The organism is Saccharomonospora halophila 8, assembly GCF_000383775.1.
GTDB classification, from domain to species: Bacteria; Actinomycetota; Actinomycetes; order Mycobacteriales; family Pseudonocardiaceae; genus Saccharomonospora; species Saccharomonospora halophila.
Genome location: NZ_KB912527.1, coordinates 69,228 through 77,018, shown reverse-complemented (window position 1 = coordinate 77,018; position 7,791 = coordinate 69,228). Strand labels below are relative to the sequence as shown.

Here is a 7,791-nt window from a genome sequence, read left to right as displayed (position 1 = left end):
ACCCCGTCGCCGGTCGCCAGGTCGGCCCGCACCGCCCACACCCGGGTGCCCGCGCCCCGCAGCTCCGCGGCGACGTCCTCGACGCGCGCGTCCTCGGCGCACAGCACCAGGTCGTAGGCGTACCGGGTGAACTCCCGGGCCAGTTCCCGTCCGATCCCGGCGGAGGCCCCGGTCACCACGGCCAACGGAGACGCCATCATCGCCCTCCCGGCGTTCGGTCCTGTTGTACGGGACCTACCCACCGCAGGGCGCCGCAATCGCGCTCGGAGGGACGGAGCCGAGGTCCCGTCCGCCGGGGCCGGGCGGGCTAGGCTGCGGAGTGTGACGACAGACGCGCGACTCGCCGCCCGGCTCGCCGACCGAGCGGGGGTGGAACTGCTCCGACTGCGGGACGACGTGCCCGCCGGTGCCGGGGCCACGGACCCGAGGGAACTGGGCCGCCGCGGCGACGCGGCCGCGAACGAGCTGCTGACGCGGTCGCTTCTGGAGCAGCGGCCCGGCGACGCGGTGTTGTCCGAGGAGTCGGCCGACGACCGGCGCCGCCTCGGTGCCGAGCGGGTGTGGATCGTCGATCCGCTGGACGGCACCCGGGAGTACGGCCTCGGCAGGCCCGACTGGACCGTGCACGTGGCGTTGTGGGAGGCCGCGGCCGCGGCGCGGGAACCGGGGACCGGAATCACCGCCGCGGCCGTCGCCCGGCCGGATTCGGGAGAGGTCCTGGTGACCGACGATCTCGCCGCCGAAAAAGCGAGCGCGGAAATACCCGGGAATCGGGTCCGTATTCTCGTCAGCGACACACGTCCACCCGATTTCGCGAACGCCGTCGCCGCGCGGCTGGACGCCGATCTGGTGCCGAGGGGATCGGCCGGGGCGAAGACCGTGGCCGTGCTGCGCGGGGAAGCCGACGCCTACCTGCACGCCGGGGGACAGTACGAGTGGGACTCGGCGGCCCCGGTCGGCATCGCGCACGCGGCGGGGCTGCACGCCTCCCGCCTCGACGGTTCTCCCCTGCGGTACAACGCGCCGGACCCGTACCTGCCCGATCTGCTGATCTGCCGCCCCGGACTCGCGCGCGACCTGCTGGCTGCGGTGGCCGCCGCCATGCCGGACACCGACGACACCTGACCGCCGCTCCGGTACGGGAACCGGGCGGCGGTCAGGTGTCCCGGGGCACACATGGAAACGGGTGGGAGGCCACACGGCCTCCCACCCGTGGTTCGGGCGACGGTCAGTTCTCCGCCGTGGCGATGCAGGTGGAGTTGCCCTGGCTGTTGCCCACGCCCAGGATGCCGACACCCACGTCGAGCACGTCGCAGATGCCGATGTTGTTGTGGCTGAGGACGTCGTCAACGTTGATCAGCCCGAACTGGCTGGTGTTGTCCTCGACGTTCGTCTCTTTGTCTCCGGGGGCGGTCGCGAGGGCGGGCGAGCCGATCGCCAGCAGGCCGGCCGCGGCGGTGGCGACAATTGCAGACTTCTTGAACACCTTAACCCATTCCTATCGACTCGAGTGATGTCTTCTGCTGCGGCTGGATTTCTGACCGCAACCGAGGACGAAGTTACAAGCCGCCGGAACGTCACACACGGCAAAATGCGATGCCGTGCCGTCACCCGGATAAGCGGTGGCCTGAATCACATTGTGTTCTTGTTTGGTCCGGATTCGTGCGTTGAGCAGGGAAGTCGTGCCCATGCTTGTGCTACGCACGGTAGTTGACAACCCGGACGGTCCGGCCGGTCGACCCGTTCCAGTGGCTCAGTGGCTACGCAGAAGAACTGTCCGTGGAAATAGCAAATGGTCCGATGGGGTGAAGGTGTCGGACGCCTGAGGGTGGAGATGGTCGCGTCCGGTGGTCCACCGGCCCCCCACGGTCACGTCCGGGCGGACCCGGTGGCGGAGTCGTCGCCCAACACGTCCAGGACCCGCTCGCCGTAGCGGGCGAGCTTGCTCTCCCCGACCCCGCCGACCTCCCCGAGCTCGGACAACGACGCCGGGCGGCGGGTGGCGATCTCGCGCAGCGTGGCGTCGTGGAAGACGACGTAGGCGGGCACGCCCTGCTCCCTGGCGGCCTCCGCCCGCCAGGCCCGCAGCCGGTCGAACATCGCGGTGTCCGCGGCGCCGAGCTCGGCGGTCTCGACCCGCCGCCTCCCGTCGGTCCCGCCGTCGGCCTTCCCACGGGCGGCCCCGGAACCGGTGACCGTCCGGGCGGGTTCACGCCGCATCGACACCGTGCGGCCCCGGTACAGCACCTCGTCGGAGCTGTCGGTGGTCACCAGCGTCCCGTAGTCCCCCTCGACGGCGAGCAACCCGCGGGCGAGCAGCTGCCGCACCACCGCGCGCCACTCGGTGTCGCCGAGGTCGGAGCCCACGCCGAACACGGACAGCTCGTCGTGCCGGTGCTGGGCGACCTTCGTGGTGCGCTTGCCGCGCAGGATGTCGACGATCTGCCCGACCCCGAACTTCTGCCGTCGCTCGCGCCGGAGCCGTACCACCGTGGACAGCAGCTTCTGCGCGGCGACCGTGCCGTCCCACGACTCGGCCGGGGTCAGGCACGTGTCGCAGTTGCCGCACGGCCCCGCGGACTCGCCGAAGTACGCGAGCAGGTGCGCGCGCCGGCACTCGACCGTCTCGCACAGCGCGAGCATGGCGTCGAGCTTCTCGGCCGAGCGCCTGCGGTGTGCGGCGTCGCCGTCCGAGGAGTCGATCAGCTTGCGCTGGTTCACCACGTCCTGCAGCCCGTAGGCGAGCCAGGCCGTCGCGGGCAGGCCGTCGCGCCCGGCCCGGCCGGTCTCCTGGTAGTAGCCCTCCACCGACTTGGGCAGGTCGAGATGTGCCACGAACCGGACGTCGGGCTTGTCGATCCCCATGCCGAAGGCGATCGTGGCCACGACCACGAGCCCGTCGGACCGCAGGAACCGCGCCTGGTGCCGCGCGCGGGTGCCCGCGTCGAGCCCGGCGTGGTACGGCAGCGCCTCGATCCCGTTGTCGACGAGGAAGGACGCCGTCTCCTCCACGGACCTGCGGCTGAGGCAGTAGACGATACCGGAGTCGCCCGGGTGCTCGTCGGTCAGCAGCTTGAGCAGCTGTTTGCGCGGGTCGGTCTTGCCGACGATGCGGTACCGGATGTTCGGCCGGTCGAAGCCGGCCACGAAGTGTCGGGCCCCGGTCAGCCGGAGCCGGGTGGCGATCTCGGCCCGGGTGTCGGCGGTCGCGGTGGCCGTCAGCGCCACACGCGGCACGTCCGGCCTGCGTTCGTGCAGGTCGGAGAGCTGGAGGTAGTCGGGACGGAAGTCGTGGCCCCACTGCGAGACACAGTGCGCCTCGTCGATCGCGAACAGCGAGATCGGCGCGCGCTCGACGAGGCGTGCCGTACTCTCCGCCCGCAGCCGCTCCGGGGCGAGGTACAGCAGATCGAGTTCGCCCGCGAGGAACTCCGCCTCGACCGTGCGGCGTTCGTCCGGATCCTGGGTGGAGTTGAGGTAGCCCGCCCGCACGCCGAGCGCCCGCAGGGCGTCGACCTGGTCCTGCATCAGCGCGATCAACGGCGAGATCACCACGCCCACGCCCTCCCGCACCAGGGCGGGGACCTGGTAGCACAGCGACTTGCCGCCGCCGGTCGGCATGAGCACGAGTGCGTCGCCGCCCGCGGTCACGTGGTCGACGACGTCCTTCTGGTGGTCGCGGAACGAGTCGTAGCCGAAGACCCGCTTCAGCACCTGCCGCGTCTCGGGAGTGCGCACGGCCCCGATCCTAGGTGTGGTCGATCCGCCCCCGGGCGCGGTGACGGGCTTCTAGGCTGTCGCGGGCGACGAAAGGAAGCGTTCGATGACGATTGTCGACGGCGACGGTCCGTCCGTGGTCCGATTCCCGGACCTCAGTCCCCGTGCCTACGAGCACCCGGTGGACCGTGGCGCGCTGGCGACGCTGCGCACGGTTCCCGGGTTCGGCGAGGTCCTCAAGGCCGTGGCCGGGTTCTTCCCCGAGCGCGGGAACGGTTGATGGCGTTGGGCTCGGCCGTCCGGGTCGGGCCGACCCAGTACCCGGAGCTGGACCGCGTGCGGACCGAGTGCGGGCGAGTGCTGGACCTCGACCCGGTCCCCGACCTCTTCGTGGCGCGGGATCCCGCGGCCTCGGCGATGGCGATCGGCATCGACGAACCGTTCGTCCTGCTGAGCACGGGCATGGCCGAGCTGCTCGACGCGGAGGGCCTGCGGTTCGTGGTGGGGCACGAGATGGGCCACGTGCTGTCCGGGCATGCCCTGTACCGGACGATGCTGCTGCGGTTGCTGCGGTTGCAGCACTCGCTGTCCTGGACCCCCGCGAGCGCGCTGGGGCTGCGCGCGGTTCTCGCGGCGCTGCACGAGTGGTACCGCAAGGCCGAATTGTCGTGCGACCGTGCGGGACTGCTGTGCGGCCAGGACCCCGCGGCGGCGCTGCGGACGCACCTGCTGCTCGCGGGTGGTCCGGATCCGTCCGAGGTGGACGTTTCCGCGTTCCTGCGGCAGGCCGAGGAGTACGAGTCCGTCGACGACATCCGGGACAGCCTGGCGAAGGTGCGCAACGTGGAGCTGATGGGCCATCCGCTCGCCGTCGTCCGTGCCGCCCAGTTGCAGCGGTGGGCGGCCTCGGCGGAGTACCGCGACATTCTCACCGGGCAGTATCCGCGGCGGTACGACGACGAACCGCAGTCGAACTGGGTGCGGGATCTGGCCGGGGCCGCACGCTCCTACCGGGACTCGTTCACGACCTCGACCGATCCGCTGCTGCGGGTGTTCTCGGACGTCGGCGAGGCGATGTCCGGCGCGGCGGACAAGGTCCGGAGCCGGTTCACCGGCCGCGACGGCTGAACAGCGGGCGGGTGCGGATCCCTGTGGCGAAGGCCCGCTCGGTCGCGGACGGCTTTTCGTTACCGCATCGGCGGATGAGGTTTTTCACTCCGAATCGGTTTCACTTCCGGTGCGGGTGTGCGGCAGGATTCCCGGCACGTCCGAACTGGGGGGTTTCGGGTCGTCGGCGTCAATGATGTCGGGGAGTCGGCGCACCGACCCCGTCGTACACCGTCCGGTCGCCGCGCCGACCGGCACTGGGGAATGGGAGAAGAATGTGAGAAAGCCGAGACGTCATCTCGTGGGGGCAGTCGTCGCGGGAATGGTGCTGGCCGGAGCCGTGACCGTCCCGGTCTCCGCCACACCCGAGGAAGGTTCCACGTCACCGGGCGCTCCATCGACGACGACGGTGGAGTCGACCACGGAGAACGACCCGGCGGATACCACGGAGCCGACGGACCAGCCCGAGCCCTCGGATTCCACGGAGCCGTCGGACCCGACCGATCCCACGGACCCGACGCCGACGGATCCGACCGATCCCACGGATCCGACCGAGCCGACGGACCCCACGGACCCGACGGACCCGACCGAGCCCACGGATCCGACCGATCCCACGGATCCCACGGACCCGACCGAGCCCGGCGACCCGACGGAGCCCTCCGATCCGGGCACCACGACCCAGCCCACGCAACCGCCTGCCGGGGGCGAGCCCGACTACGTCGACGACGTCGCCTACGGGCTGGACATCGACCCGGAGCGGGGCCTCGGGATCCTCATGATCGCCTGTGCCGCGGGTGAACCGCGGGGCGTCGGTTCGCCGGATTTCGAGATTCTGGAGGGCGCCCACCAGGACGAGGTCGACGGCCGCTACTGGTCGTACCTCGTGCGCCTGCGGGACGGCCTCACCTTCGCCGACGACTCGGACGAGATCTCGCTGACCTGGCGGTGCGGCGGGCGTCCCGGCGGTGGCTCCGCACCGGTGCCCGTCCCGGGCGGCGACGGCGCCGGTGACTGGCAGGACCGCAACGACGGGGACGCCCAGGTCGACGTCGCGCCGAAGGGCGGGGTCGAGACCGGCCTCGGTGGCACGGCCCGGCGTTGACGGTGTCGATCCGCATGCGGAAGCCGACCCGGCGGGTCCCCGGCGTGCTCGCGACGGGGACCCTCGCGGTCACCCTCGCCGCCGGGTGCTCGTCGTCCGGCGGGAGCCCGGGCGGTTCCCCGCGGTCGGACCCGCCGCCGGCGTCGGCGGTGGAGGTGACCAAGCCCTACGACGATCTGCGGCCCACCCGGGTGGAGATCCCCGCGATCGGCGCGGCCTCGGACTTGATCACGGTGGCCGTGACCGTGGAGGGCGAGATGGCCGTGCCTCCGGCCCGGGAGCCGATGCAGGCGGCGTGGTACCGCCTGTCCCCGGTGCCGGGCGAGGATGGTCCCGCGATCCTGCTCGGCCACGTGGACGGCTACGGCGAGCCGGGGATCTTCCACGACCTGCACCGCCTCGAACCCGGGGACGAGATCCGGGTCCACCGCAGTGACGACCGGCGGCTGACGTTCACGGTCACCGGCTCGGAGCGGGTGCCCAAGGAGGAGTTCCCCACCGAGGCCGTCTACGGCAACACCGAGGGCCCGGAACTGCGGCTGATCACCTGCGGCGGCGTGTTCGACGACGCCGAACACAGCTACACCGACAACGTCATCGTCAACGCCGAAAGGGCGTGACACCGCCGCACCACCCGCGTGGGTGGTGTGTGCCGTGAAGGCCCCCTTCGCTGCATGTGACGCAGTGAAGGGGGCCCTCACGGCGTGTGACGCAGGGAAGGGGTCCTTCACGGCAACACCCGGGCGGGGGTGCACCGGGCGGTCCGGGCGGGTATGTGGCACGTGGCACGATGGCGGTCGTGCCGCGCGAGGTGCGCGCGTACTCACCGCAGGTTTCCGCCCCGCCGGAAGGAGTGTGCCCGCGAGGCCGGGTACCGGGGCGCGAGCACACCCGAGGAGCAGATCGTGACGAAGTCCCCGCCTCGTCCGGCCACGCGTGTGTCGTGGCCCGCCCTGGCGCTGAACGTGGTCCGCGGCGCGTTGATCGGCACGGCCGAGACCGTTCCGGGGGTCAGCGGCGGCACCGTGGCGCTGGTGGTGCGGGTCTACGACAGCGTGATCACCTCGGCGGGGCATCTGCTCTCGGGGATCGTCAAGGCGGTGACCCGCCGGGGCCACCCCTCCGCCGCCGGGGAGTTCCGCCGGGTCCACTGGCGGGTCGTGTTGCCCCTGCTGGTGGGGATGTTCGCCGCCGTCATCCTGGTCGCCGGGGTGATGGAAGGGCTGATGGCCGAGCACCCGGTGCCGATGCGGGCGCTGTTCTTCGGCCTGGTGCTGGCGTCGCTGTGGGTGCCGTTCTCGTTGGCGGCACACGCGCCCACGTCGGCGGGGGACGCGCCGACCGGGGGCACCGCACCCCGGTGGCGCCCGTTCGACTGGGGCCTCGGCGCCGCGGCCGCCGTGCTGACCTTCGTCGTCGTCAGCATTCCCCCCGGCGACGTGGGCACGAACCCGGTGGTCGTGCTGCTCTCGGCGGCGATCGCCGTGTCCGCGCTGGTGCTGCCCGGGTTGTCCGGGTCGTTCATCCTGCTCACCATCGGGCTCTACGAGACCACGCTCGGCGCCGTCAACGACCGTGACCTCGGTTATCTCGGGCTGTTCGCGCTGGGAGCACTGCTCGGGCTCGCCTCGATCGTCAAGGGCCTGCAGTGGCTGTTGGAACACCGGGAGCGCGTCACCCTGGTGGTGCTGACGGGTCTGCTCGCGGGCAGTCTGCGCGCACTGTGGCCGTGGCAGGACGACGACCGGGCCCTGCTGGCCCCCACCGAGCACCTCGGCCCGTCGCTCGCCCTCGGCGCGGCGGGGTTCCTGGTGGTCGCCGGCTTCCTCGTCGTCGACCGCAGGATGCGCACCGGCGCCGGGCAC

7 protein-coding genes and 1 pseudogene are annotated in these 7,791 nt (G+C 71.8%); 5 read left to right on the top strand and 3 right to left on the bottom strand.

Annotation, left to right across the window (positions count from 1 at the left end; all coding sequences use genetic code 11):
• A partial coding sequence (locus SACHA_RS25150; RefSeq protein WP_198010120.1) for an SDR family NAD(P)-dependent oxidoreductase occupies positions 1-197 on the bottom strand: 197 nt, incomplete at its 3' end.
• Positions 198-321: 124 nt separating this feature from the next.
• Here SACHA_RS25150 and SACHA_RS0108720 point away from each other — a divergent pair.
• Complete coding sequence (locus SACHA_RS0108720) at positions 322-1,125, top strand: 3'(2'),5'-bisphosphate nucleotidase CysQ (RefSeq protein ID WP_028663011.1); 804 nt, start codon at positions 322-324, stop codon at positions 1,123-1,125.
• Positions 1,126-1,228: 103 nt separating this feature from the next.
• Here the strand turns inward: SACHA_RS0108720 and SACHA_RS0108715 are convergent, their stop codons facing one another.
• Positions 1,229-1,486, bottom strand: a complete 258-nt coding sequence (locus SACHA_RS0108715; RefSeq protein ID WP_019808888.1) for a hypothetical protein — start codon at positions 1,484-1,486, stop codon at positions 1,229-1,231.
• A gap of 383 nt (positions 1,487-1,869) precedes the next feature.
• Positions 1,870-3,738: a DNA helicase RecQ gene (gene recQ, locus SACHA_RS0108710; protein ID WP_019808886.1), complete on the bottom strand. Its 1,869-nt coding sequence runs from the start codon at positions 3,736-3,738 to the stop codon at positions 1,870-1,872.
• Between the two features lie 85 nt (positions 3,739-3,823).
• Here recQ and SACHA_RS21105 point away from each other — a divergent pair.
• The 4 genes and pseudogenes from SACHA_RS21105 to SACHA_RS0108690 form a co-directional block, all read left to right on the top strand.
• Positions 3,824-4,845 (top strand): annotated as a pseudogene (locus SACHA_RS21105) (M48 family metallopeptidase).
• 388 nt (positions 4,846-5,233) lie between these two features.
• Positions 5,234-5,926: a hypothetical protein gene (locus tag SACHA_RS25145; protein WP_232211843.1), complete on the top strand. Its 693-nt coding sequence runs from the start codon at positions 5,234-5,236 to the stop codon at positions 5,924-5,926.
• Positions 5,927-5,940: 14 nt separating this feature from the next.
• On the top strand, positions 5,941-6,546 hold the full coding sequence (locus SACHA_RS0108695) for a class F sortase (RefSeq protein WP_019808882.1): 606 nt from the start codon (positions 5,941-5,943) through the stop codon (positions 6,544-6,546).
• 285 nt (positions 6,547-6,831) lie between these two features.
• Positions 6,832-7,791: DUF368 domain-containing protein (locus tag SACHA_RS0108690; RefSeq protein WP_028663010.1), on the top strand; the 960-nt coding region annotated here is incomplete at its 3' end.